This is a genomic window from Hydrogenophaga sp. YM1 (genome assembly GCF_016903055.1).
GTDB classification, from domain to species: domain Bacteria; phylum Pseudomonadota; class Gammaproteobacteria; order Burkholderiales; family Burkholderiaceae_C; genus Hydrogenophaga; species Hydrogenophaga borbori.
In genome coordinates, this window is the sequence record NZ_CP070223.1 from 3,816,621 (window position 1) to 3,839,056 (window position 22,436).

General features: G+C 70.6%; 21 protein-coding genes. 7 read left to right on the forward strand and 14 right to left on the reverse strand.

Translation table 11 applies throughout. The annotated features are described in order from the left end of the window. Window positions 1-57: 57 nt before the first annotated feature. The 8 genes from JNX00_RS17960 to JNX00_RS17995 form a co-directional block, all read right to left on the reverse strand. Entirely contained in the window at window positions 58-498 is a 441-nt protein-coding gene (locus tag JNX00_RS17960) for a DUF2147 domain-containing protein (protein ID WP_070397147.1), read from the reverse strand. A 28-nt stretch (window positions 499-526) separates the two neighbouring features. Continuing rightward, complete coding sequence (locus JNX00_RS17965; RefSeq protein WP_204743066.1) at window positions 527-2,323, reverse strand: acyl-CoA dehydrogenase C-terminal domain-containing protein; 1,797 nt, start codon at window positions 2,321-2,323, stop codon at window positions 527-529. Window positions 2,324-2,366: 43 nt separating this feature from the next. Beyond that, entirely contained in the window at window positions 2,367-3,044 is a 678-nt protein-coding gene (locus tag JNX00_RS17970) for a TetR/AcrR family transcriptional regulator (RefSeq protein WP_070397145.1), read from the reverse strand. Window positions 3,045-3,284: 240 nt separating this feature from the next. Continuing rightward, on the reverse strand, window positions 3,285-3,968 hold the full coding sequence (slmA, locus tag JNX00_RS17975; protein ID WP_070397144.1) for a nucleoid occlusion factor SlmA: 684 nt from the start codon (window positions 3,966-3,968) through the stop codon (window positions 3,285-3,287). A 128-nt stretch (window positions 3,969-4,096) separates the two neighbouring features. Beyond that, window positions 4,097-5,545: an ATP-binding protein gene (locus JNX00_RS17980; RefSeq protein ID WP_204743067.1), complete on the reverse strand. Its 1,449-nt coding sequence runs from the start codon at window positions 5,543-5,545 to the stop codon at window positions 4,097-4,099. Then, window positions 5,520-6,209, reverse strand: a complete 690-nt coding sequence (locus tag JNX00_RS17985; RefSeq protein ID WP_070397142.1) for a response regulator transcription factor — start codon at window positions 6,207-6,209, stop codon at window positions 5,520-5,522. Before JNX00_RS17985 ends, JNX00_RS17980 begins: the two co-directional genes overlap by 26 nt. Window positions 6,210-6,213: 4 nt before the next feature. Next, on the reverse strand, window positions 6,214-7,113 hold the full coding sequence (gene argB / locus JNX00_RS17990; protein WP_070397141.1) for an acetylglutamate kinase: 900 nt from the start codon (window positions 7,111-7,113) through the stop codon (window positions 6,214-6,216). A gap of 148 nt (window positions 7,114-7,261) precedes the next feature. Continuing rightward, window positions 7,262-9,247, reverse strand: a complete 1,986-nt coding sequence (locus JNX00_RS17995; protein WP_204743068.1) for an SDR family oxidoreductase — start codon at window positions 9,245-9,247, stop codon at window positions 7,262-7,264. A 215-nt stretch (window positions 9,248-9,462) separates the two neighbouring features. Here JNX00_RS17995 and JNX00_RS18000 point away from each other — a divergent pair, with 215 nt between their 5' ends. The 3 genes from JNX00_RS18000 to JNX00_RS18010 are packed head-to-tail and all read left to right on the forward strand — an operon-like array spanning window position 9,463 to window position 12,010. Next, complete coding sequence (locus JNX00_RS18000; RefSeq protein ID WP_070397139.1) at window positions 9,463-10,020, forward strand: phasin family protein; 558 nt, start codon at window positions 9,463-9,465, stop codon at window positions 10,018-10,020. A gap of 56 nt (window positions 10,021-10,076) precedes the next feature. Next, entirely contained in the window at window positions 10,077-11,345 is a 1,269-nt protein-coding gene (locus JNX00_RS18005) for a patatin-like phospholipase family protein (RefSeq protein ID WP_204743069.1), read from the forward strand. Between the two features lie 11 nt (window positions 11,346-11,356). Continuing rightward, the gene (locus JNX00_RS18010; RefSeq protein ID WP_204743070.1) at window positions 11,357-12,010 is read left to right on the forward strand and encodes a TetR/AcrR family transcriptional regulator; all 654 of its coding nucleotides are present in this window, start codon (window positions 11,357-11,359) and stop codon (window positions 12,008-12,010) included. On the opposite strand, the gene JNX00_RS18015 is transcribed toward JNX00_RS18010, so the two are convergent. From JNX00_RS18015 to JNX00_RS18030, 4 genes are all read right to left on the reverse strand, one after another. Beyond that, on the reverse strand, window positions 11,979-12,347 hold the full coding sequence (locus JNX00_RS18015) for a hypothetical protein (protein WP_204743071.1): 369 nt from the start codon (window positions 12,345-12,347) through the stop codon (window positions 11,979-11,981). The genes JNX00_RS18010 and JNX00_RS18015 overlap by 32 nt on opposite strands. 112 nt (window positions 12,348-12,459) lie before the next feature. Then, the gene (locus JNX00_RS18020) at window positions 12,460-13,557 is read right to left on the reverse strand and encodes a M14 family metallopeptidase (protein ID WP_204743072.1); all 1,098 of its coding nucleotides are present in this window, start codon (window positions 13,555-13,557) and stop codon (window positions 12,460-12,462) included. Continuing rightward, complete coding sequence (locus JNX00_RS18025) at window positions 13,554-14,774, reverse strand: M20 aminoacylase family protein (RefSeq protein WP_204743073.1); 1,221 nt, start codon at window positions 14,772-14,774, stop codon at window positions 13,554-13,556. The genes JNX00_RS18020 and JNX00_RS18025 overlap by 4 nt, the downstream gene beginning before the upstream one ends. Window positions 14,775-14,879: 105 nt before the next feature. Then, window positions 14,880-16,037 (reverse strand): ABC transporter substrate-binding protein, encoded by a 1,158-nt coding sequence (locus JNX00_RS18030; RefSeq protein ID WP_204743074.1) that lies wholly within the window; start codon window positions 16,035-16,037, stop codon window positions 14,880-14,882. Between the two features lie 148 nt (window positions 16,038-16,185). Between JNX00_RS18030 and JNX00_RS18035 the strand changes: the two genes are divergently transcribed. From JNX00_RS18035 to JNX00_RS18045, 3 genes are read left to right on the forward strand one after another with little or no spacing between them, the layout of a single operon-like run. Further along, window positions 16,186-18,237 (forward strand): molybdopterin oxidoreductase family protein, encoded by a 2,052-nt coding sequence (locus tag JNX00_RS18035; RefSeq protein WP_204743075.1) that lies wholly within the window; start codon window positions 16,186-16,188, stop codon window positions 18,235-18,237. Next, window positions 18,237-19,301 carry an aminopeptidase gene (locus tag JNX00_RS18040; RefSeq protein WP_070397132.1) on the forward strand — a complete coding sequence of 355 codons (1,065 nt, stop codon included), beginning with the start codon at window positions 18,237-18,239 and terminating at the stop codon, window positions 19,299-19,301. The genes JNX00_RS18035 and JNX00_RS18040 overlap by 1 nt, the downstream gene beginning before the upstream one ends. Before the next feature lie 20 nt (window positions 19,302-19,321). Beyond that, a complete protein-coding gene (locus JNX00_RS18045) occupies window positions 19,322-19,657 on the forward strand; it encodes a polyhydroxyalkanoic acid system family protein (protein ID WP_070397131.1) in 336 nt (111 codons plus the stop codon). A gap of 98 nt (window positions 19,658-19,755) precedes the next feature. On the opposite strand, the gene JNX00_RS18050 is transcribed toward JNX00_RS18045, so the two are convergent. Further along, a complete protein-coding gene (locus JNX00_RS18050; RefSeq protein WP_070397130.1) occupies window positions 19,756-20,010 on the reverse strand; it encodes an acyl-CoA-binding protein in 255 nt (84 codons plus the stop codon). Between the two features lie 99 nt (window positions 20,011-20,109). On the opposite strand from JNX00_RS18050, the gene JNX00_RS18055 reads away from it, so the two are divergent. Next, complete coding sequence (locus JNX00_RS18055; protein ID WP_204743076.1) at window positions 20,110-21,597, forward strand: wax ester/triacylglycerol synthase family O-acyltransferase; 1,488 nt, start codon at window positions 20,110-20,112, stop codon at window positions 21,595-21,597. A 13-nt stretch (window positions 21,598-21,610) separates the two neighbouring features. Here JNX00_RS18055 and JNX00_RS18060 read toward each other — a convergent pair whose 3' ends face one another. Then, complete coding sequence (locus JNX00_RS18060; RefSeq protein WP_070397129.1) at window positions 21,611-22,381, reverse strand: type III pantothenate kinase; 771 nt, start codon at window positions 22,379-22,381, stop codon at window positions 21,611-21,613. Between the last annotated feature and the right edge of the window lie 55 nt (window positions 22,382-22,436).

Here is a 22,436-nt window from a genome sequence, read left to right on the forward strand (position 1 = left end):
GTGCCGGGCCTCTGGTGTCGCCCCCTTGAGGGGGTCGCGCGAAGCGCGGCAGGGGTGTCATTCCATTCTTTGCCAGACCTGGGTTCGGAAGAAGGGGCCGATGTAGCCGCGCATCTCAAGTTGCGCGCCGCCATTGACGGGCTTGAGGCGCGCGCGGTAGCTCTTGCCGTTGTTCGGGTCGACGATGCTGCCGCCCTCGAACACGGTCTTGTCGCTCTCGCCGGCCTTGATGCCGCGCAGGATCTCCAGGCCCACGATGGGTTTGTCCTTGCGGTCGTCGGTGCACTTGTCGCACACGCCCTTGGGGTCGCTGGCCGGGTCGAGCAGCTTCTCGATGCGGCCGCTGAAGACGCCGTTGTTCTCGGTGATGCGCACCAGCGACTTCTCCTTCTTGGTGTCGTCGTCGATGGTTTTCCACAGGCCCGCGGGCGTCATCTGCGCGTGGGCCAGGCCGGCCAGGGCCAGCAGGGAAACGGCGATCGTGGTCTTGAGCAACATGGCGGTCTCCTGGTTGAACGGCGATCGATCAGGCGAGGGCTTCGTTGGTGTCCATCAGGACCCGGCTGCCCGATCGCGCCAGTCGCATCAGCGTGGCCGTCTCGGGGAACAGCTTGGCGAAGTAGAAGCGCGCGGTCTGCAGCTTGGCGGCGTAGAACGGGTCGCTGCTGCCGCCGTCGATGGCGCGTTGCGCGGCCTGGGCCATGCGCGCGAAGAAGTAGGCGAACACCAGGTGGCCAGCCACGCGCAGGTAAGGCACGGCGGCCGCGCCCACCTCATCGGGGTTCTGCAGGCCCTTGAAGCCGATCTCGGTGGTGAACTTGGTCATCTGCTCGCCCAGGTAGGCCAGCGGGTTGATGAACTCGGCCATCTTCTCGTTCACGCCCTCCTCTTCCACCAGCGCGGCCACGAGCTTGCCGAACTTCTTGAGCGTGGCCCCGTTGTTGCCCAGCACCTTGCGGCCCAGCAGGTCCAGGCTCTGGACCGTGTTGGTGCCCTCGTAGATCATGTTGATGCGGGCATCGCGCACGAACTGCTCCATGCCCCATTCCTTGATGTAGCCGTGCCCGCCGAACACCTGCATGCAGTGGTTGGTGGCCTCGAAGCCGTTGTCGGTGAGGAAGGCCTTGGCGATGGGCGTGAGCAGCGCGGCGAGGTCGGCGCTGTCCTTGCGCACCTTCTCGTCGGGGTGGTGCAGCTCCTTGTCGAGCAGCAGGGTGCAGAACATCAGCAGCGCGCGGCCGCCTTCGGCGTAGGCCTTGGCCGTGAGCAGCATCTTGCGCACGTCGGGGTGCACGATGATGGGGTCGGCCGGCTTGTCCTTGGCCTTCACACCCGAGAGGCTGCGCATCTGGATGCGGTCCTTGGCGTAGGCCAGGGCGTTCTGGTAGGCCACTTCGGTCAGGCCCAGGCTCTGGTTACCCACGCCCAGGCGGGCGGCGTTCATCATCACGAACATGGCGGGCAGGCCCTTGTTGGGTTCACCCACCAGGGTGCCCACGGCGCCGTCGAGCACCATCTGGGCGGTGGCGTTGCCATGGATGCCCATCTTGTGCTCCAGGCCGCCGCAGTGGATGGCGTTGCGCTCGCCGAGGGTGCCGTCGGCCTTCACGAGGTGTTTGGGCACCAGGAACAGGCTGATGCCCTTGCTGCCCGCGGGCGCGTCCGGCAGCCGCGCGAGCACCAGGTGCAGGATGTTCTCGGCCAGGTCGTGCTCGCCCGCGCTGATGAAGATCTTCTGGCCCGTGAGCTTGTAGGTGCCGTCGGCCTGGGGCTCGGCCTTGGTGCGCAGCAGGCCCAGGTCGGTGCCGCAATGCGGCTCGGTCAGGCACATGGTGCCGGTCCATTCGCCGCTGGTGAGCTTGGGCAGGTAGCGCTGCTTCTGCTCGGGCGAGCCATGGGCGTGCAGGCATTCGTAGGCGCCGTGCGACAGGCCGGGGTACATGGTCCAGGCCTGGTTGGCGCTGTTGAGCATCTCGTAGAAGCACTGGTTCACGATCAGGGGCAGCCCCTGGCCGCCGAACGCCGGGTCGCAGGAGAGCGCGGGCCAGCCGCCTTGCACGTATTGCGCGTAGGCCTCCTTGAAGCCCTTGGGCGCCTTCACCTCGTGCGTGGACTGGTCCAGCACGCAACCTTCCGCGTCGCCGCTGATGTTGAGCGGGAAGGTCACCTCGGCCGCGAACTTGCCACCCTCTTCCAGCACCGCGTTGATGGTGTCGGCGTCGATGTCGGCGTGCGGCGGGCAGGCCTTGAGCTCCTCCACGGCATTGAAGACCTCGTGCATCACGAACTGCATGTCGCGCAGCGGGGGGGAGTAGACGGGCATGGGTGGGTTCTCCTGTGGTTTCGTCGAGATGAAAAGGGGGCGTTCAGGCCTTGCGGCCGGCGGACTGGCGCGCGCCGTTGCGCTCAAGGATGGCGCCGAAGCCGCGCCAGGCGCGGTCGAGGCAGCCGGGGCTGCGCAGGAAGCGCGCCTCGTAGTGCAGGGCAAGAATCAGACCGTGGATTTCGAAGGCCACCTGTGACGCGTCGGTGTCGGCCGACAGGTGGCCCTCCTCTGCGGCGATCTCGATCGCGCGCCGCAGGGCCTCCTGCCAGGTGCTGACCGAGCTCGCGAGCGCGTCGCGCACGGGGCCGGGGCGGTCGTCGAACTCGACGGCGCCGCTGATGTAGATGCACCCCGAGTCGATCTCGACCGAGGTGCGCTTCATCCAGTTGTCGAACATCGCGCGCAGGCGCGGCAGGCCGCGCGGGGCGCTCATGGCGGGGTAGAAAACCTCGTCCTCGAAGCGCGTGTGGTACTCGCGCACCACCGAGATCTGCAGCTCCTCGCGCGAGCCGAAGTGCGCGAAGACACCGGACTTGCTCATCTGCATGACCTCGGCGAGCGCGCCGATGGACAGGCCCTCGAGCCCGATCTGCGTGGCCAGACCCAAGGCGGCGTCGACGATGGCGGCCTTGGTCTGCTGGCCCTTGGCTTGGGGCTTGGCCGAGCGGCCATTGGCGGGCGCGGCGCGGCGGGGACGGCTGGCGGTGGTGTCGCTCATGCGGGGCCTGGGTGGATCGGCCGAGGGGTGTCGGCCGAAAGAAACGAACGGTCGTTCTATTTTTACCCAGATTCCGGCGCAGCTGGCAAGCCCGAGGGCATTTGCGCGGGTTTGATTTAGAGCCAGCTGCCTAAGGCGGCGGGGTTGCTGCGACCGAAGGACTGGCCGCGCGGTCGCCCGCCCCGGGCTGGCCGGGACGCGATGCCGGCGCCCAAGGCGCCTGCCGCCTGAAGCGGCGGATCAGCCCCGCCCGCCGGGCAGCAGCAGCGCCAGGCTGTGCTCCAGGCTTTCGTTGGGCGAGCGTTTGAAGCCGCTGCGCGCGAAGCGCTGCAGGCGCCCGACGCAGAAGGCCGTGATGACCGAGGCGTCGGCCTGCGCGTCCACCGTGGGCGTGGCGGCGCCGCCGAGCGTGGCGGCCTCGCGCAGGTTCTGGCGCAGCGTGGCCTCGATCTTGTCGAAGAACAGGTTCATGCGCTGCTGCAGGCGTTCGTTCTCGAACACCAGGGCGTCGCCGACCATCACGCGCGTCATGCCAGGGTTCTTTTCGCCGAACTGCAGCAGCAGGGCCACGAGCTTGCGGCAGCGCGCCTGGGCATCGGGCTCGCGCTCGTCGAGCTGGTTGATGAGGCCGAAGACGGTTTGTTCGATGAACTCGATCAGGCCCTCGAACATCTGGGCCTTGCTCGCGAAGTGGCGGTACAGCGCCGCCTCGCTCACCTCCAGCCGCGCCGCCAGGGCCGCGGTGGTGATGCGCTCGGCACCGGGCTGCTCGAGCATGGTGGCCAGGGCCTGCAGGATCTGCACGCGGCGCTCGCCCGGCTTGGGCCGCTTGCGGCCGGTGGCTTCGACCGCTTCCGTGGCGGACGCGGCGTCCAGCGTGTCGTCGTCGGGCGAGGGCCTGTCGGGCGCGGCAGCAGGGGTCATGGTCGGTGGTCCGTGAGGTGGCTGTCAGTCCGGTGGACGCGGCCCCCGAGGGGGCTCGGGGGTATTCGCGCGGCATTCTCGCACAGCCGGCTACATCTGGTTACCCAGCATCGGCGCGGTCTGCGCAGCTAGTGGGCAACCGCATCGAAAACCACGCGCACGCACAGGCCATGCCCCGCGGCACCGCTGCCCAGCCGCAGCTGCGTGTGGTGTACGCGCGCGATGCCATCGGCAATCGCCAGGCCCAGGCCGTGCCCGCTGCCGCCGGTACCGGGCACGCGGTAAAAGCGCTGCAGGACGCGCGCACGCTCGGCCGGCGCGATGCCGGGGCCGTCGTCCTCCACCTCGATCCAAGCCGCGCCCGCCCCGCCATCGCCCTGACCGCAGCGCAGGGTGACGGCGCCACCCACGGGGGTGTATTTGATGGCGTTGTCCACCAGGTTGATCAGCAGTTCGCGCAGCAGCCAGGCGTGGCCTTGCACGCGCGCGGGCGCCGCCTCCAGCCCCAGGTCGATGCGGCGCGCGCCGGCGGCGTCCAGGAAATGCGCGAGCACGGTCTCGCAGAGCTCGGCCAGGTCCACCGTCTCGCGGGCCGTATCGTCGTCGCGCAGCGCGTCGGCCCGCGACAAGGCCAGCAACTGGTTGGCGAGCTGGGTGGTGTTGCGCGTGGCGTCGCGCAGGCGCAGCACCTGCTCGGCGCGCAGGCTCAGCAGGTCGCCCGCGCCCATGCTGCGCGCCGCCTGGGCCCAGGCCTCCACCTGGGCCTGCAGTCCGGCCAGCGGCGTGCGCAGCTGGTGCGCGGCGTCGGCCACGAAGCGCCGCTGGGTGTCGCTTTGCTCGTTGACACGCGCGAACAGGCGGTTCAGGGCGTTGACCAGCGGGCGCACCTCGGCCGGCGTCTGGCGCTCGTCGATCGGACTCAGGTCGCGCGGCGAGCGCCGCTCCACCGCCTGCCTCAGGTCCATGAGCGGCTGCAGCGCGCGCGTGACGCCCCAGCCCAGCACGCCCGCGGCCACAGCGAACAGGGCCAGGTTGGGCAGGAGCACGCGCAGCAGCACGTTGCGCAGCCAGTGCTGGCGCGCGTCGCTGCCGTCGGCCAGCACCAGGATGAGCTCGCCCGCCTCGGTGACCGCGCGCTGGGCGACCACGCGGTGCGTGACGCCAGCATCGACCACGCTCACGAACTCGGGGGCCTCGGTGGTGGGCAGCAGCACCGGCAGCCAGTCGGCGCCGACCAGGCGCTCGCCCTGCGGGCTGAACACGCCCACGGCGGTGTGGCCGTCGCGGTCGGCCAGGAACTCCTGGATCGGGGGCGCCATCAGCAGGGTGAGGTCGGTGCCATCGGTGGGGGCACCACCGCGCGGCACCACCACCGAATCGGCCAGCATGGGCACCAGGCGCAGCAGGCGCTGGTCCTGCTGCAGCGCGGCGGTGCCCGCGCCCTGGTAGTGGAAGGCCACCGTGGCCGCGCCGATGGCCCCGATGGTGGCCAGCAGCATGACCATGAGGCGGCGCCGCAGGCCGCCGATCAGGTCGCGCGGTGCGCCGGGCTCAGGCGTCGGCACGACCCGCGGCATCGGCGCACTCCAGGCGGTAGCCGAAACCGCGGATGGCGCGCACCGCGATGCCCGCCGGCTCCAGCTTGGCGCGCAGCCGCGAGACGTAGACCTCGATCGCGTTGGGCGTGATTTCCTTGTCCCAGCCGGTGAGCGCGGCCAGCAGCTTGTCCTTGGCCACGGGCTTGGGGGTCTGCATCAGCATGTACTCGAGCACGGTCCATTCGCGCGGGCCCAGCTCCAGCGGCTGGCCCGCGAGCGTGACGCGCCGGTGCGCGGTGTCCATCTCCAGCGCGCCGAAGCCCAGCACGGCCGAGGTGGCGGCCTGGGAGCGGCGCAGCAGCGCGCGCAGGCGGGCCAGCAGCTCGGGCAGCTCGAAGGGCTTGACCATGTAGTCGTCGGCGCCGAGGTCCAGGCCCTGCACGCGGTCGTGCAGCGCGTCGCGCGCGGTGAGGATCAGCACCGGCAGCGCCAGGCCCTGCGCGCGGATGTGGCGCGTGAGCGCCAGGCCGTCGCCACCGGGCAGGCCGATGTCGAGGATGGCGGCGTCGAAGCCCTCGCGCGCCAGCACCTGCTCGGCGCGCTCGGCGCTGCCCACCCAGTCGACGGTGTAGCCCGCGTCGGCCAGGCCCAGCTTGATGCCGCTGGCGACCATGACGTCGTCCTCGACCAGCAGCAGGCGCATGGGATCAGTGGCTTTTGATCATGGTGCCGAAGGGCTCGTTGCCCAGCACCTCGAGCAGCAGCGCGTGCGGCACGCGGCCGTCGATGATGTGCACCGCGTTCACGCCGCTCTTGGCGGCGTCCAGCGCCCCGGCGATCTTGGGGATCATGCCGCCGGAGATGGTGCCGTCGGCCACCAACTCGTCGATGCGGCGCGGCGTGAGCTCGGTGAGCAGCTGGCCGTCCTTGTCGAGCACGCCGCGGATGTTGGTGAGCATGAGCAGCTTCTCGGCCTGCAGCACGGTGGCCAGCTTGGCGGCCACCACGTCGGCGTTGATGTTGTAGCTCTCGTTGTGCTCGCCGAAGCCGATCGGGCTCACCACCGGGATGAACTGGTCGTCCTGCAGGGCCTTCACCACCGCCGGATCGATGCCCACGATGTCGCCGACCTGGCCGACGTCGTGCTCGCGCGAGGGGTCGGCCTGGTCGGCCATGCGCAGCTTGCGCGCGCGGATCATGGCGCCGTCGCGGCCGGTCAGGCCCACCGCCTTGCCGCCGGCCTGGTTGATCAGGCCCACGATGTCCTGCTGCACTTCGCCGGCCAGCACCCACTCGACGACTTCCATGGTCTCGGCGTCGGTGACGCGCATGCCCTGGATGAACTCGCCCTTCTTGCCCAGGCGCTTGAGCAGGGTCTCGATCTGCGGGCCGCCGCCGTGCACCACCACCGGGTTGATGCCCACCAGCTTGAGCAGCACCACGTCCTCGGCGAAATCCTGCTGCAGGGCCGGATCGGTCATGGCGTTGCCGCCGTACTTGATGACCATGGTCTTGCCGTGGAACTGCCGGATGTAGGGCAGCGCCTGGGCGAGGATTTCCGCGCGGTCGCGCGGTGCGATGGTGGTGATGTCGGGGGCGGTGGACATGCGCGAGGTTCTTCCGAGAGAAGCAAAACCGCGATTCTAGAGAGGCACCGAACGCCAGGCCCTCAACCCCGAAACACCGCGGAAACGGCTTCGCCGGGCCGCAGGTGTTGCCCCCTCGGCGGGTGGTGCAAGGCGCCGCGGGGGGACTTCAAAAATGGATGCCCCGCATCATCTGCTGCATGGCGATCGCCTCGGGCGACAGCTGCGCCTTCGCGCCCTTCTCGCCCTTGGCCGCCGCCGAGTCCGGGAACATGCGAAAGCTGGTGTTCATCACGACCTGCGCGATGCGCGGCACCAGCGCGTGCATCACCTGGCCGGTCACGCCCAGGCGGGTGGCGATGCGCACCGGCTTGTCGATACAGGCCTGGGCGATCATGTCGGCGGCCTCCTCGGGGCTCAGCGTGGGCACGTTGTTGTAGATCTTGGTGGGCGCGATCATGGGCGTGCGCACCAGGGGCATGTTGATGGTGGTGAAGGTGATGCCCTGGTCGGCGAACTCGCTGCTGGCGCAGCGCGTCCAGGCGTCCAGCGCCGCCTTGCTGGCCACGTAGGCCGAGAAGCGCGGCGCGTTGGTGAGCACGCCGATCGAGCTGATGTTGACCACATGCCCCCGGCGCCGCTGCACCATGCCCGGCAGCAGGCCCATGGTCACGCGCAGGCAGCCGAAGTAGTTGAGCTGCATGGTGCGCTCGAAGTCGTGAAAGCGGTCGTAGCTGCCCTCGATGGCGCGGCGAATGGAGCGGCCGGCGTTGTTGATGAGGAAGTCCACACCGCCGTGCTGCTGCACCAGCAGCTGCACGAAGCGGTCGCAATCAGCCATGTCGGCGATGTCGGCCGGGTAGGCGATGAACTGGTATCCCTTGGCCTTGGCCTCCTTGCAGGCCTCGTCGAGCTTGTCCTGGTCACGGCCGCAAATGATGGTGGTGGCACCGGCCTCGGCGAAGGTGTGCGCCGCCGCCAGGCCGATGCCGGAACTACCGCCCGTGACCAGGACCACCTTTCCCGCGACGGTCCCCCTGAGGCTGCGGTCGCGGTGCAGGTCGGGGTCGAGGTGGCGCTCCCAGTAGTCCCACAGGCGCCAGGCGTAGTCCTTCAGGTTCGGGCACTCCACGCCGCTGCCCTTGAGCGCGGCCAGCGTGCCGCGGCAGTCGAAGCGTGTGGGGTAGTTGACGAAGGTGAGCATGTCCTCGGGCAGGCCCAGGTCCTTCATCACCGCGTCGCGCACGCGGCGCACCGGCGCCAGGGCCATCAGGCCCTTCTTGACGCTCTTCGGGATGAAGCCCAGCAGCGCCGCGTTGACGAACAGGTTCATCTTGGGCGCGTGCGCGGCCTTGCTGAAGATGTCGAGCACATCGCCCACGCGGTAGCCCACCGGGTCCACCAGGTGGAAGCACTCGCCGCCCTGGCGCGGGCCATGGGCGATGTGGTCGAGCGCATTGACCACGAAGTCCACCGGCACGATGTTGATGCGCCCGCCCTCGAGGCCGATGCTGGGCATCCACGGCGGCAGGATCTGGCGCATGCGCTGGATCAGCTTGAAGAAGTAGTAGGGGCCGTCGATCTTGTCCATCTCGCCGGTCTGGCTGTCGCCCACCACCATCGCCGGGCGGTACACGGTCCAGGCCAGCTTGCTCTCGGCGCGCACCAGCTTCTCGCTCTCGTGCTTGGTCATGAAATAGGGGTGGTCGATGTTCTCGGCCTCCTCGAACATGTCCTCGCGGAACACGCCCTCGTACAAGCCCGCCGCGGCGATGGACGAAACGTGGTGGAAGTGGCCCGCACCGATGGCCTTGGCCAGCTCCAGCGTGTGGCGCGTGCCGTCGATGTTGACGGCCACCTGGCTCTCCTCGTCGGCGCCCAGGTCGTACACCGCGGCCAGGTGAAAGAAGTGGTCGATCTGCCCCTTGAGGGCCTTCACGTCGTCGGCCGAGACGCCGAGCTTCTTCTCGGTGAGGTCGCCGAACACCGGCACGGCGCGCGCCGGCCCCACGCCCCAGTAATCGCGCAGCGCCGCCACCTTGCCTTCGCTTTCGCGCCGGATCAGGAAGTGCACCACCGCCCCCTTTCGCTGCAGCAGCCGGCGAACGAGGCGCTTGCCGATGAAGCCGGTGGCTCCGGTCACGAAGTACTGCATGGGGGGCTCCTGTGTGTTGTTGCTGGGGTGCCGCCAAGGGCATCGCTCGCGATTCTGTTGCACGCGATCGGGCGGCCCAGTCCGCAGAAACCCGTGGCCGATTTAGTCGCATGCCCCTACACAGGCCCGGCGCGGGCCGCCACCATGCGCGGCAATGGCGACGCCCCGCAGGCCGCCAGCGCATCCGCAGCAACCACCATTCAGGAGCCCGAAGCATGGTCAAGAAGATCCAGAAGAAGGGCGGCAGCGCCCGCACCAATGGCGGCGACGAGAAGGGCAGCGGCGCCTCGCCGCTGGCCGGCGCCATCAAGGAATCGGCCCAGCAGATCTGGCTGGCCGGCCTCGGCGCCTTCGCCAAGGCGCAGGCGGAAGGCGGCAAGGCCTTCGAGACCCTGGTCAAGGAAGGCATCAACATCCAGCGCAAAACCCAGACCGCGGCCGAGGAGCGCATCAGCGAGGCCACCAGCCGCGTGAGCAGCATGGCCAACGACATCCAGAGCAAGGCCGCCGGCCAGTGGGACAAGCTGGAGAGCCTGTTCGAGGAGCGCGTGGCCAAGGCCCTGGGCAAGCTGGGCGTGCCCTCGGCGCGCGACGTCGAGGCGCTGATGGAGCGCATCGAGGCGCTCAACCAGCAGGTGCTCAAGCTCGGCGGCGTGGACGTGGCCACCAAGCCCGCGCGCAAGGCCTCGGCCAGCGCCAAGGCCGCGCCCCGCAAGGCGCCCGCCAAGCGCAGCCCCGCCCGCAAAGCCGCGGCGAAGAAGGCCGCCACCTGAGCCGCGCTGCTGCAGCGCAGCACGCTTGAGCCGGGGCGCCCCCTACACTCGCTCGCATGAGCCGTACCCCCCCGCGTACCCGCACCGGCCCACGTCCGCCGCGCATCGGGCTGGCCCTGGCCGGTGGCGGCCCGCTCGGTGCCATCTACGAGATCGGCGCCCTGTGCGCGCTCGACGACTCGCTCGACGGCCTGGACCTCAACGCCTGCGAGCACTACGTGGGCGTGTCGGCGGGCGGCTTCATCGCCGCCGCGCTGGCCAATGGCATCACGCCGCGCGAACTGTGCGAGACCTTCATCGAGGACCGGCCCCGGCTCGACGGCTTCGACCCGGCCTGGCTGATGCAGCCGGCCTGGGGCGAGTTCGCCCAGCGGCTGCGCACGCTGCCGCGCCTGGCGGGCGAGGCCGCCTGGTCCTGGCTGGTCCAGGGCAAGGCCTTGAGCCAGGCACTGGAGCGACTGGGGGCCGCGCTGCCCGCCGGCGTGCTCGACAACGACACCATCCACCGCGAGATCGCCCGGCTGTTCAGCCGGCCCGGCCGCAGCAACCGCTTCAGCGACCTGCGCGCGCGCCTGACCCTGGTGGCCACCGACCTGGACACCGGCGAGGCGGCGCCCTTCGGCCAGCCGGGTTGGGACCAGGTGCCGATCTCGCGCGCCATCCAGGCCAGCGCCGCCCTGCCTGGCCTGTTCCCGCCGGTGCAGATCGGCGGGCGCCACTACGTGGACGGCGCGCTCAAGAAGACCATGCACGCCTCGGTCGCCCTGGACGACGGCGTGGACCTGCTGCTGTGCCTCAATCCCCTGGTGCCTTACCACGCCACCCCGGAATCGACGCACGGCGGCCGCATTCCCGCGCTGGTGGAGGGTGGGCTGCCGGTGGTGATGAGCCAGACCTTCCGCTCCATGATCCATTCGCGCCTGGTGCTGGCCTTCGAGCGCTACGAGCGCATCTACCCCCACACCGACATCGTGCTGATCGAGCCCGACCAGCGCGATGCCGAGCTGTTCTTCGCCAACACCTTCAGCTACCGCCAGCGCCGCGAAATGGCCGAACACGCCTTCCAGCGCACCCGCGCGCTGCTGCGGCTGCGCGCGGGCCGCCTGGCGCCGCAGCTGGCGCGCCACGGCATCACCATCGACCACGCCGCGCTCGCCGACCCGGAACGCCGCCTGATCGACACGCGCTACCGACCCGCCGACAGCGCCGTGGCCACGCGGCTGCACCGCGTGCTCGACGAACTGCAGCGCCGCCTGCCGGCCACCGCAGAGCGCGCCGCCGGGCCGCTCCCAAGGCGCTCAGCCCCGCGGCGGGCATTCCACTGAACCCCGCGCGCATGCCCAAGAAAGCCCCGCGCCGCACGGCCGAACGCATCCTGGAAGCCACGCTGGCGCTGTTCAACCGCTTCGGCGAGCCCAACGTCTCCACCACGCTGATCTCGGCCGAACTGGGCATCAGCCCCGGCAACCTGTACTACCACTACCCGGCCAAGGACGAGCTCATCAACTCGCTGTTCGAGCGCTACGAGCGGTCCCTGAACGAGTTGCTGGGTGCGGCCGAGGGCGTGCGCCACGTGGAAGACGCCTGGTTCTTCCTGCACTCGCTGTTCGAGCGCATCTGGGAGTACCGCTTCCTCTACCGCGACCTGAACGACCTGCTGTCCAAGAACCGCCTGCTGGAGACGCGTTTTCAGGGCCTGCTGGCGGCCAAGACGCGCGCCATCCGCCAGCTGCTGGGCGGCCTGGGCCGCTCGGGCGCGGTCCAGATCGACAGCCGCGAACTCGACCCCACGGCCGATGGCATGGTGGCCCTGCTCACGTTCTGGCTGAGCTTCGAGTACGTGCGCGACCCGCGCCACGCCCTGGAGCCCGACCACGCGCAGGCGGCGCTGCTGCGCGGCGCGCAGCACGTGCTGCACCAGCTCGCCCCCTACCTGGAGCCGGCGCAGCGCCAGCACCTCATGGCGCTGTCGTCGGCGTACCAGCGCTGAGCGAAAAGCCCAGGAAGCGCGCCGCGCCGCGCGCCGCTGGCGCCATGTCGGCCAGGTGCAGCCACAGGTAAAAGTTGGCGGCGTCGAAGGGGCTGGTGAACACCGAGGGGCGCCAGCGGCGCCCCCCTTCGGCGTAGTAGACCACCCAGACCGGGCCCTCCGGGTGGATGCACCAGCCGCCCGCGCCGAACGCGTCGGGCACACCCAGCAGCCTGGGGTTGACGCCGCCCACCCGCAGGCGCATCAGCTCGTCGGCCAGCTCTTCCAGGGCCCAGGCGGCCGGCAGCTCGGGCCGCGGCGGCGGCAACTCGTAGCGCGAACCCCATTCGATCTCCATCGGTGCTCCTTGCACGCGGCGCCCCGGTGGCGCGCGGGCCGGCATTTGACGTCGGGAGAACCGGGCCGCGGCGCGGCGGCGCGGTGGAATTCACGCCTCGATCACAGGGCCTTCAGCCCTTCAGGCCGTCGACCGCCTGGAACATGGCCTGGCGCGCCTGGCTCACGATCTGGCCGCGCCAGACGTCGGTGTCGGTGTAGAAGGCGTCCTTGACGCGCTGCTTGATGGCCGCCTGCAGCTCGGCCGGCGCATCGGGGTGCTGGTGCAGCCAGTGGTCGCCGCGCAGCGCATCGATCACCTCGGGAATGGGCACCGTGCCGTATTCCAGCGCGATGCCGGTGTACTCCGCCTGCGGGCATTCCTGGTAGATGGACACCCACATCAGGCCGGTGAGCAGGGCCGAGGTGGACGAGCCGTCGTAGATGGAGGTGATGGGGGTGGCGCCGTCGCCGCCCCACCAGGCCTTGGCGCGCGCGAAGGCGGCCGCGTCGTCGCGGCAGGCGAAGATGCGCTCGCCCAGGCCGCTGGGACCCAGGCCGGTGTGCAGGTCGATCCAGGCCACGCGGCGCGCGCGCCCGGCCTGCTCGCGCAGCACCCGGCGCACCGTGTCGTTGTTCCAGGTGGGCGCGGTGCCGCCGAAGAACAGGCCGTCGGCGAAGCGGTGCTGGCCCATGGTGATGGCGGCCTGGAAGGCGGTCATGCCGCGCCGGGCGATCCAGCCGCGCACGGCCGCTTCGTTCTCGGCCGTGGGCGGCCACTCGTGCGGCAGCAGCAGGTGGTGCAGATCGGCGTAGTCCTCGTTCACCGGCAGGGGGCCGGAGAAGTCCTGGAAGTTGCGGTTCAGGTCCACGTTCTCGTGCGTCACGCGGCGCAGCCAGGAAAAGCCGTGCGGGTTGAGCGCGTGGATGTAGAGCACCGCCACGCCGGCGTCGCGCGCCTTGGCGCGCCACTCGGCGTCGTGCAGGGCGTGCACCTGCACGCCGGAGCCGCAGAAGCCTTCGGCGCCATGGCAGGCGCTGCTCACGATGAGCAGCTGCTCGGCGTCGGGCGAGCCATCGAGGGCGGTGTCCATGGCCAGGGTTTCGCCCTCGCGGCCCTTGAGCGGGTGCTCGTGGCTGCGGATGGCCAGGCCCGCCGCGGCGGCGGCCTCGAGGAACTTGACCCGGGCCTTGGCGTAGGTCGGGGAGAACGCGTCGCGGATCTCGATCACGCCGCACCCCCGTTCGCGCGCGGCTGGGCCAGCCATTTCTCGGCCAGGCGCACCCAGTAGGTGGCGCCCAGGGGGATCAGGTCGTCGTTGAAGTCGTAGTTCGGGTTGTGCAGCACGCAGGGCCCTTCGCCATGGCCGACCTCGCGGTGGCCGCCGTCGCCGTTGGCGATGAACACGTAGCAGCCCGGCTTGGCCTGCAGCATGTAGGCGAAGTCCTCGGCGCCCATGGTGGGCTCCTGCGCCAGCACGCGCTCGGGACCGACGATCTCGGCCAGCACCTCGCGCGCGAAGGCGGTCTCGGCCGGGTGGTTCACGGTGGGCGGGTAATTGCGCTTGAACTCGAATTCGCAAGCGGTGCCATAAGCCGCGCAGGTGTGCTCGGCGATTTCCTTCATGCGCTTTTCGATCAGGTCGAGCACCTCGTAGGTGAAGGTGCGCACGGTGCCTTGCAGCTCGGCGTGGTCGGGCACCACGTTGGTGGCCTCGCCGGTGTGAATCATGGTGACCGAGATCACGCCCGCGTCCACCGGCTTCTTGTTGCGCGTGATGATCGTCTGCAAGCCCATGACCATCTGGCAGGCCACCGGCACCGGGTCGATGCCGGTGTGGGGCAGCGCGGCGTGCCCGCCCTTGCCGCGGATGGTGATCTTGAATTCGCTGGTGGACGCCATGACCGGCCCGGCGCTGGCCGCGAAGCTGCCCGTGGGCAGGCCGGGCCAGTTGTGCATGCCGAACACCGCTTCCATCGGAAACTCGCTGAACAGGCCGTCCTTGATCATTTCGCGCGCGCCGCCGCCGCCCTCTTCGGCCGGCTGGAAGATCAGGTAAACCGTGCCGTCGAAGTGGCGGTGCTTGGCGAAGTGCTGGGCCGCGGCCAGCAGCATGGCGGTGTGGCCGTCGTGGCCGCAGGCGTGCATCTTGCCGGCGTGCTGGCTGGCGTGGGCGAAGCGGTTGTGCTCCTGCATGGGCAGGGCGTCCATGTCGGCGCGCAGGCCGATGGCGCGGCCGCAGGCGCCGCCGTCGCGGCCGTGCACGATGCCCACCACGCCGGTGGTGCCCATGCCGCGGTGGATCGGGATGCCCCATTCGGTGAGCTTGGCGGCGACGAGGTCGGCGGTGCGCACCTCCTCGAAGCAGAGTTCGGGGTGTGCGTGGATGTCGCGCCGCACGGCCGCGATGCCCGCGGCCTGGGTAACGATGGAATCGATGAGCTTCATGTCCGGTCTCCGAAACCGGGCATGGTAGCGGTAGCAGGCGCCGCCGCGCGTGCCCGCGGCGACAGCCCCGCGCGGCCGTCGGGCAAGGCCTCGGGGGCCCGCGCTTCAGCGCCGCACGCGCCCGTCCTCGGTCAGCAGGGTGAGCTCCACGAACCGGGAGCCGGTGTGCTTGTTGGGCCCGAAGTCCACCGGGAAACCACCCAGGTCCAGGCCCCGGATGCCTTCGATGGCGTTGATGAAGCCCTCGCGGCTGAGGCCGCGGCCCGCGCGGCTGAGCGCCTCGGTGAACACCTTGGCGGCCACGTAGCCCTCGATGCCGGAGTAGTTGGGCGCGCGGCCCTGCTTGGCGCGCACGGCGGCCAGGTACTCGCCCGACAGGGACGTGGCCGGGCTGTACGGAAACGGCATGACCTGGCTCACCGCCACGCCGCGCGCGTCCTTGCCGAGCTCGTCGAGCAGGGCCTGGGTGCCCACGAAGGACACGTTGTAGAGGTTGCCGGCGAAACCGGCCTTGCGCGCCGCGCGGATGAAGGCGGCGCAGGACTTGTAGGCGCTGATCTGCACGATCGCCTCGGGCCGCCCGGCCAGGATGGACTTGAGCGACTCGGCCACGTCCACCGTGTTGCGCTCCACCGTGCCGGTGGACGCGGGCTCCATGTTGAGGGCCTTGAGCGCGCGCGTGACGCCTTCCAGGCCGGTCTTGCCGTAGGCGTCGTTCTGGTAGAAGACCGAAATGCGCTTGATGCCCACCTGCGTGAGCTGGCGCACGATGGCCGCCGTCTCGTCGAAGTACGAGGCCCGCACGTGGATGGCGTAGCGATTGAAGGGCGTGCGCAGGGCCTCGGCGCCCGAAAAAGGCGCGAAGAACGGGACCTTGGCCTCGGTGGCCAGTGGCAGCGCCACCACGCTGGTGGGCGTGCCGATGTAGCCAAACAGCGCGAACACGCCCTCGCCGATGAACTGGCGGGTGTTGGCCACGCAGCGGTCGGGCTCGTAGCCGTCGTCCAGGCGCTTGAGGTCGATGCGCCGGCCGTGCACGCCACCCTTGGCATTGAGCTGCTCGAAGAAGAGCTGGGCGCCCAGGTGGAACTGCAGGCCCAGCTGCTCCGCCGCGCCGCTGAAGGGGGCCGACTGGCCCAGCACAAGCGTGGTGTCGTTCAGGCCGGCGGAGGCCCCCTGGGCGCTGGCGCGGGCGGGCAGCAGGGCCAGGCCGGGCAGCAGGGCGGCGGAACCGGTGGCGGTCAGCAGGCGGCGACGTCTCATGGCAGGCTCCTCGGGGGACGGAACGGGCTCGGACAGCCGCAAGGGTATAAACAAGCGTTCATATGCCTGCAGGGGCATCCGCCAGGCGGCGCCCCGGAACGGGCGGACGCGGCGGCCTATGATCGCTTGGCCACACCCCCATTCCGCCATGACAGAAGCATCACTTGTTGTCCGCGGCGCCTGTCCGCACGACTGCCCCGACACCTGCGCCCTGCTGACCACGGTGGAGAATGGCCGCGCCGTGCGGGTGCAGGGCAACCCCGCGCACCGCCACACCGACGGCGTGCTCTGCACCAAGGTCTCGCGCTACGCCGAGCGCACCCACCACCCCGAGCGCCTGCTGCAACCCCTGCGCCGCACGGGCCCCAAGGGCAGCGGGCGCTTCGAGCCGGTGGGCTGGGACGAGGCGCTGGACGATATCGCCGCCCGCCTGAAGGCCATCGCCGCACGCGACCCGCAGGCCATCCTGCCCTACAGCTACGCCGGCACCATGGGCCTGGTGCAGGGCGAGGGCATGGCCGCGCGCTTCTTCCACCGCCTGGGCGCCTCGTTCCTGGACCGCACCATCTGCGCCTCGGCCGGCAGCGAGGGCCTGACCCAGACCCTGGGCGGCAAGGTCGGCATGAGGGTGGAGCACTTCGCCGAGGCCCGGCTGATCCTGATCTGGGGCAGCAACAGCATCGCCAGCAACCTGCACTTCTGGAGGCTCGCCCAGCAGGCCAAGCGCGACGGCGCGCGCCTGGTCTGCATCGACCCCCGGCGCAGCGAAACCGCCGAGAAGTGCCACGAGCACCTGGCCATCCGCCCCGGCACCGACGCCGCCCTGGCGCTGGCGCTGATGCACGAGCTGATCGTCCACGACTGGCTGGACCACGACTACATCGCCCGCCACACCCTGGGCTGGGAGGGCCTGCGCGCGCGCGCCCTGCAGTGGCCGCCCGCGCGCGCGGCCGAGGTCTGCGGCATTGCCGAACGGCAGATCACTGAGCTGGCCCGCGCCTACGGCACCACGAAGCCCGCCGCGATCCGCCTGAACTATGGCATGCAGCGCGTGCGCGGCGGCGGCAACGCCGCCCGCGCGGTGGCCTGCCTGCCGGCGCTGGTGGGCGCCTGGCGGCACCGCGCGGGCGGGCTGCTGCTGTCCAGCTCCGGCCTGTTCCCGGTGCGCCGCGCCGAGCTGCAGCGGCCCGAGCTGCTGGCCGGGCGCGCGCCGCGCACCATCAACATGAGCACCATCGGCGACGACCTGCTGCGCGAGGCCTCGCCCGCCTTCGGTCCGAAGGTCGAGGCGCTGATCGTCTACAACAGCAACCCAGTGGCGGTGGCGCCCGACTCGGGCCGGGTGGTCAAGGGCTTCGCGCGCGACGACCTGTTCACCGTGGTGCTGGAGCACTTCCAGACCGACACCGCCGACTTCGCCGACTACATCCTGCCGGCCACCACGCAGCACGAGCACTGGGACATCCACACCAGCTACGGCCACACCGACGTGCTGCTCAACCGCCCGGCCATCGCCCCGCAGGGCCAGGCGCGCCCCAACACCGAGGTCTTCCGCGCCCTGGCCGCGCGCCTGGGCTTCGACGACCCCTGCTTCGCCGACGACGACCTCACGCTGTGCCGCACGGCCTTCGGCGACCGGGTCGATTTCCAGCAGTTGCTGGACGTCGGCTGGGCCACGCTGCCGGAGCCCGAAGCGCCCTACGCCGAGGGCGGCTTCCCCACGCCGTCCGGCCGCTGCGAGTTCCACAGCGAGCGTCTGGCCGCCCAGGGCCTGGACCCGCTGCCCGACCACATCCCCAACGCCGAGCCCGGCGGCGCAAACCCCGACTACCCGCTGGCGATGATCTCGCCGCCCGCCCGCAACTTCCTCAACAGCAGCTTCGTCAACGTCGCCAGCCTGCGCGGCATCGAGGGCCAGCCGCGGCTGGAAATCCACGCCGACGACGCCGCGCCGCGCGGCATCGCCAGCGGTCAGATGGTGCGCGTGTTCAACCCGCGCGGGGAGTACCGCTGCGTGGCCGAGGTGTCCGAGCGCGCGCGCCCCGGCGTGGTCAACGGCCTGGGCATCTGGTGGCGCAAGCTCGGCCCCTTCGGCACCAACGTCAACGAGGTGACCAGCCAGCGCCTCACCGACATGGGCCGCGGCCCCACCTTCTACGACTGCCACGTGCAGGTGGCGCCGCTGGAGGCCTCGGCCTGATGCGCGCGGCCGCGCTGCTGCTGGCGGCGACGGCGCTGGTCTCGGGTTGCGCCCGCACGCAGGGCCTGGGCTACTACTGGCAGTCGCTCAGCGGCCACGTCGACCTGATGTGGCGCGCCCGCCCCATCGACGACTGGCTGGCCGACGCCGGCACGCCCGGGCCACTGAAAGACCGCCTGCTGCTCGCCCAGCGCCTGCGCGCCTTCGCGGTGAGCGAACTGGGCCTGCCCGACAACGCCAGCTACCACCGCTACGCCGACCTGGGGCGCAACGCCGCCGTCTACAACGTGGTGGCCGCACCGGCGCTCTCGCTCAGCCTGCAGACCTGGTGCTTCCCCGTGGCCGGCTGCGTGGGCTACCGCGGCTACTACCGCGAGGCCGACGCGCGCGCCTTCGCCGCCGGCCTGGACCGGGGTCTGGAGGTGGCCGTGTACCCGGTGCCCGCCTACTCCACCCTGGGCTGGATGAACTGGGCCGGCGGCGACCCGCTGCTCAACACCTTCATTCGCCAGCCAGAGGGCGAACTCGCCCGCCTGCTGTTCCACGAGCTGGCGCACCAGGTGGTCTATGCCAAGGACGACACCACCTTCAACGAGTCCTTCGCCACGGCGGTGGAGCGGCTGGGCGTGCAGCGCTGGCTGGCGCAAGCGTCCACGCCCGGCGCGCGCGTGGCGTACGAAGCCTTCGACCAGCGCCGCCGCGCCTTCCGCGCCCTCACCGCCTCGGTGCGCGCGCGGCTGCAGGCGGTGTATGGCGACGCCTCGCTCGACGACGCGGCCAAGCTCGAGCGCAAAGCGCGGGTGATGGCCGACTTCCGCCGCGAGTACGAGGCGCTGAAGGCCTTCTGGGGCGGCTTCGCGGCCTACGACCCCTGGGTGGCGCGCGCCAACAACGCCCTGCTGGGCGCCCAAGGCGCCTACGACCAGCTGGTGCCCGGTTTCGAAGCCCTGTTCGCACGCGAGGGCCGCGACTTCGCGCGCTTCTATGATGCGGTGCGCACGCTCGCCGCCCTGCCCCAGGCCGAGCGCCACCAGCGCCTGCAGGCGCTGGCGATCACCCGCTGAACACCAGGAGACCCCGTCCCATGGCCGACATCCACATCGAACGCGAACACGCCCTGGGCCTGGCGGCCGCACGGCAGCTGGCCTGGAAATGGGCCGAGCAGGCCGAGGAAGAGTTCGACATGAGCTGCACCTACGAAGAAGGCGCCCGCGAGGACGCCGTGCAGTTCACGCGCTCGGGCGTCAGCGGTTGCCTGCGGGTCGAGGGCGACCGCTTCGTGCTCGACGCCAAGCTCGGCTTCCTGCTCGGTGCCTTCAAGGAGCGCATCGAGGCCGAGATCGTGAAAAACCTGGACACCCTGCTGGCGGCGAAGAAGCCCGCCGCGAAGAAGGCGGCCGCCAAAAAGAAAACCACCTAGGCGCCCAGGTGACTTGATCCCGTGGCACCGAGGAACCGGCTTGGCCAGGCCTCAGGTGCCGCCCCCTGGAGGGGGTCGCGCGCAGCGCGGCGGGGGCGTCAGCTGAGGCTCTCGATGAGATCGATGTACTGCTGCATCGCGTCGTCGGACGAGGCGCCCTTGAAGCCGTTCCAGGCGTCCCATTTGGCGCGGCCCACCATGTCGCTGAAACCCGGCTTCTTTTCGGTGTTGTCGCCCGCGGTGGCCTGCTTGTAGAGGCCGTAGATCTTGAGCAGCGTGGCGTTGTCGGGGCGCTCGGCGAGCTTCTTGGAATTGGCGACGGCGGTCTCGAAACGGGCTTTGAGGTCGGACATGGGGTCTCCTGAAGGGGGGCGCCAAGGGGATGGCGGTTTGTCCCGGTATCTTACGGAGCCCGGCCTGCCCACAATAGAGAACCCACCCGAGGAGACACCATGGACCACCGCGTCGCGGCCGTCACGCAGGCGCTGAGCAGCACGCTCGGGCTCGAAGGCGAGCGCATGAGCAAGGTCGACACCGCCTGGCTGCGCATGGACTCGCCGGTCAACCTCATGATGATCGTGGGCGTGTGGGTGCTGCGACCCGGCGTGGCGCGCGAGGCGCTGGAACAGCGGGTGCGCGAGCGGCTGCTGCCCTACAGGCGTTTCCGGCAGATCGCCCGCGAGGACGCGGCCGGCGCCGCTTGGATCGACGACCCCGACTTCGATCTCGCCCGCCACGTCACCACGCACCGCCTGCGCCGCCGCCGCGGCCAGGGCGAGCGGGAGGCCTTGCAGGACCGGGTGGGCCAACTCGCCGTGCAGCGGCTCGATCCCCTCCACCCGCTCTGGCACTTCGAGCTGATCGAGCACTGCGCCGGCGGCTCGGCGCTGATCGCGCGCATCCACCACTGCATCGCCGACGGCATCGCGCTCATCGGCGTGATGATGAGCCTGGTGGACGGCGGTCAGGCCCCGGCGCCGCGCGCGCGGCGGGCCAGGCGCGCCAACGAGGGCGCCGAGGACTGGCTGGCCGACACCCTGATCCGCCCGCTGGGCGACCTCACCGCGCGCGCCCTGCAGGTGGCGGGCGGCGGCGCGGCGAAATCGCTCTCGCTCATGGCCGCGCCGCAGCAGACCCTGGCCGGCGCCTTGGACCAGGCCGTGGGCGCGGCGCACATCGGCGCCCAGCTCGCCAGCGACGTGGCCGCGCTCGCCCTCATGCCCGACGACTCGGCCACCCGGCTCAAGGGAACGCCCGGCGCCGTCAAGCGCGTGGCCTGGTGCGAGCCGATCCCGCTGGACGCGGTCAAGGCCATCGGGCGCGCCTTCGACGCCTCGGTCAACGATGTGCTGCTGTCCTGTGTGGCCGGTGCCATCGGCCAGTACCTGCGCGGCCACGGCGACGACACCGCGGGCCAGGAGATCCGCGCCATGGTGCCCATCAACCTGCGGCCGCTGGAAGACGCCTGGAAGCTGGGCAACCGCTTCGGCCTCGTGCCGCTGCTGCTGCCCATCGGCATGACCAACCCGGTGGAGCGGCTCTACGCCGTGCGCGAAGGCATGCGCCAGCTCAAGGGAAGCCTGCAACCGCTGCTCACTTTTGCCCTGCTGTCGGTGGCGGGCCTGCTCATCAAACCGGCGCAGGACGCGCTGCTCAATCTCTTCGGGCGCAAGACCACCGCCGTCATGACCAATGTGCCCGGACCGGGCAACAAGCTTCAGTTCTGCGGCAGCACCCTGGAGCAGACCATGTTCTGGGTGCCGCAGTCCGGCACCGTGGGCCTGGGCGTGTCGGTGCTGAGCTACGGCGGCGGGGTGCAGTTCGGCGTGATCGCCGACGCCGGGCTCTGCCCCGACCCGCAGGCCATCATCGACGGCTTCGAACCGGCCTTCCAGCAGTTGCTGGCCCTGACGCTGATGCTGCCCTGGGGCCCTGAATGACCGCCGGGGCCGCTCAGGCCACCGCCAGCCGCTGGCTGGCGATGTGCAGCAGCCCGTCGAAAATCAGGCTCTCCACCAGCTCGACCTCGGTGGACATGGACGGCGCCATCTTCCAGCCCGCACCACCCGTCATGTAGACCACGGGCGCCTCGCCGCAGTGGCGGCTCAGGTTCTCCACCATGCGCTGCACCGCGCCGGCAATGGCGAAGGTGCCACCGCTGGTGAGCGCGTCGCTGGTGTTGGTGGGAAAGTCGCGCACGTCGCCCGTGGGCACGTGCAGGCCGGCGGTGCCCGATTCGAGGGCGCGCAGCATGATGCCGTGCCCCGGCAGGATGAGGCCGCCCAGGAACTTGCCCCCGGCGTCGATGGCCTCGACCGTGACCGCCGTGCCCACCATCACCACCACGCACGGCCGCTGGCGGCCCTGGGCGAGCAGGCGCTGGCGCGCCCCGATCATGGCCACCCAGCGGTCGGAGCCGAGCCGCGCGGGGTGGTCGTAGCCGTTGACCACGCCGGCCTCGGCATTGCCCGACACCACCCACTGGGGGGTCACGTCCCACATCTCCAGCTGCTCCTCGACGCGGCGCTTGACCGCGTCGCCCGCCACCACGCAGCCCAGCACCCAGCGCGGCGTGGGCAGGCGGCTCCAATCGCCCTCTTCCAGGGTTTCGATGTTCTCGAGGAATTGCGCCCCGTGCGTGATCAGCCGGGCACCGACACGCGGCTCGTCGTACAGCGCCCATTTCAGGCGTGTGTTGCCGACATCCAGGGCGAGAAAAGCCATGGGGCGCGATTATGACAAGGGCCTGAACCCGGCGGGGATGGGCCTGTGGCGCGCG

Coding starts and splice junctions, on each gene's coding strand:
- JNX00_RS17995 (WP_204743068.1), bottom strand. CDS start 9,247: ATGCAGTACTTCGTGACCGGAGCCACCGGCTTCATCGGCAAGCGCCTC.
- JNX00_RS17970 (WP_070397145.1), bottom strand. CDS start 3,044: ATGAGCGACACCACCGCCAGCCGTCCCCGCCGCGCCGCGCCCGCCAAT.
- JNX00_RS18015 (WP_204743071.1), bottom strand. CDS start 12,347: ATGGAGATCGAATGGGGTTCGCGCTACGAGTTGCCGCCGCCGCGGCCC.
- JNX00_RS18005 (WP_204743069.1), top strand. CDS start 10,077: ATGAGCCGTACCCCCCCGCGTACCCGCACCGGCCCACGTCCGCCGCGC.
- JNX00_RS18035 (WP_204743075.1), top strand. CDS start 16,186: ATGACAGAAGCATCACTTGTTGTCCGCGGCGCCTGTCCGCACGACTGC.
- JNX00_RS18000 (WP_070397139.1), top strand. CDS start 9,463: ATGGTCAAGAAGATCCAGAAGAAGGGCGGCAGCGCCCGCACCAATGGC.
- slmA (WP_070397144.1), bottom strand. CDS start 3,968: ATGACCCCTGCTGCCGCGCCCGACAGGCCCTCGCCCGACGACGACACG.
- JNX00_RS17960 (WP_070397147.1), bottom strand. CDS start 498: ATGTTGCTCAAGACCACGATCGCCGTTTCCCTGCTGGCCCTGGCCGGC.
- JNX00_RS18025 (WP_204743073.1), bottom strand. CDS start 14,774: ATGAAGCTCATCGATTCCATCGTTACCCAGGCCGCGGGCATCGCGGCC.
- JNX00_RS18030 (WP_204743074.1), bottom strand. CDS start 16,037: ATGAGACGTCGCCGCCTGCTGACCGCCACCGGTTCCGCCGCCCTGCTG.
- JNX00_RS17980 (WP_204743067.1), bottom strand. CDS start 5,545: ATGCCGCGGGTCGTGCCGACGCCTGAGCCCGGCGCACCGCGCGACCTG.
- JNX00_RS18040 (WP_070397132.1), top strand. CDS start 18,237: ATGCGCGCGGCCGCGCTGCTGCTGGCGGCGACGGCGCTGGTCTCGGGT.
- JNX00_RS18045 (WP_070397131.1), top strand. CDS start 19,322: ATGGCCGACATCCACATCGAACGCGAACACGCCCTGGGCCTGGCGGCC.
- JNX00_RS17965 (WP_204743066.1), bottom strand. CDS start 2,323: ATGCCCGTCTACTCCCCCCCGCTGCGCGACATGCAGTTCGTGATGCAC.
- JNX00_RS17985 (WP_070397142.1), bottom strand. CDS start 6,209: ATGCGCCTGCTGCTGGTCGAGGACGACGTCATGGTCGCCAGCGGCATC.
- JNX00_RS18010 (WP_204743070.1), top strand. CDS start 11,357: ATGCCCAAGAAAGCCCCGCGCCGCACGGCCGAACGCATCCTGGAAGCC.
- JNX00_RS18060 (WP_070397129.1), bottom strand. CDS start 22,381: ATGGCTTTTCTCGCCCTGGATGTCGGCAACACACGCCTGAAATGGGCG.
- argB (WP_070397141.1), bottom strand. CDS start 7,113: ATGTCCACCGCCCCCGACATCACCACCATCGCACCGCGCGACCGCGCG.
- JNX00_RS18050 (WP_070397130.1), bottom strand. CDS start 20,010: ATGTCCGACCTCAAAGCCCGTTTCGAGACCGCCGTCGCCAATTCCAAG.
- JNX00_RS18055 (WP_204743076.1), top strand. CDS start 20,110: ATGGACCACCGCGTCGCGGCCGTCACGCAGGCGCTGAGCAGCACGCTC.